This window comes from Mesorhizobium sp. M7A.F.Ca.US.014.04.1.1, assembly GCF_003998745.1.
Taxonomy (GTDB): Bacteria; Pseudomonadota; Alphaproteobacteria; order Rhizobiales; family Rhizobiaceae; genus Mesorhizobium; species Mesorhizobium ciceri.
In genome coordinates, this window is the sequence record NZ_RZRW01001154.1 from 1 (window position 1) to 958 (window position 958).

At 60.5% G+C, this 958-nt stretch carries 2 protein-coding genes; both read right to left on the bottom strand.

Annotated elements, in window-relative coordinates; all coding sequences use genetic code 11:
* On the bottom strand, positions 1 to 543 hold a 543-nt coding region (locus EOA22_RS35240; protein ID WP_206521523.1), incomplete at its 3' end, for a histidinol dehydrogenase.
* On the bottom strand, positions 540 to 958 hold a 419-nt coding region (locus tag EOA22_RS35245), incomplete at its 5' end, for an NAD-binding protein (RefSeq protein WP_164756250.1). The genes EOA22_RS35240 and EOA22_RS35245, both read right to left, overlap by 4 nt.

Here is a 958-nt window from a genome sequence, read left to right on the forward strand (position 1 = left end):
AACACCGCCGAGGCAGTAGATTTCATCCGCGCCTGCCAGGTGCTGGGCCGCAACGATCGCCGCGGCAGGGCGCCCCTCGTAGGGCGGCGCAGCCGTGAAGATGCGCGGCACGCCGGCAACCTTGGCCGTAATGACCGACATATGGGCCGAAGCCAGCAATGGATATTTTCCGCCTGGCACATAGCATCCGACGGACTGAACGGGGATGTTCTTGTGCCCAAGAACAACGCCCGGCAGGGTTTCGATCTCGATATCGCGCAACGCTTCGCGCTGATGCTGCGCGAAGTTGCGAACCTGTTCCTGCGCGAAGCGGATGTCGCTCAGGTTCTGTTCGGACAGTTCCGCAAGGCAGGCGCGTATTTCCGCATCGGTCAGGCGAAAATCCGTGCGGTCCCATTTGTCGAAGCGGATCGAAAGCTCGCGCACCGCAACATCGCCACGCGCACGGACATCGGCGATGATGCCCTCTACAGTGGCTCTGACGGTGGCCTGATCGGCTGCCACGGCGCTCGGATCGCGCCCCTCTTTGAGTTTGCGGATCACTTGGTCGCCCCTTCCGTCGTCCTGCCTTCGAAGTAGCTGTCGAGATCGAGCGCCAGTTTGATGATGCTCGAATAGTCCTCGCCGGCATGTCCATTCTGGCAATGGATGGCGAAGAGCTCTGTTGCCAGATTTCCCATCGCTGCCAGGACTTTCGAGCTGTTCGCCAGTTCCTTGGCGAGCCGCATGTCCTTCAACTGGAAATCCGAGCGGAAACCGCCGGCAAAACCGTTGGCAGAGGGCACATTCTCCATCAGGCCCGGGAATGGGTGATAGCGCTCGAGCGCGTAGTTGTTGCCCGAGGAGTTGCGCATCACATCGCTTAGGATTGCTGGGTCGAGACCATTGGCGACACCGAGTGCCAGCGCCTCGACAGTTCCCGCCATGCATATTCCGGACAGAATGTTGTTGCAGAGCT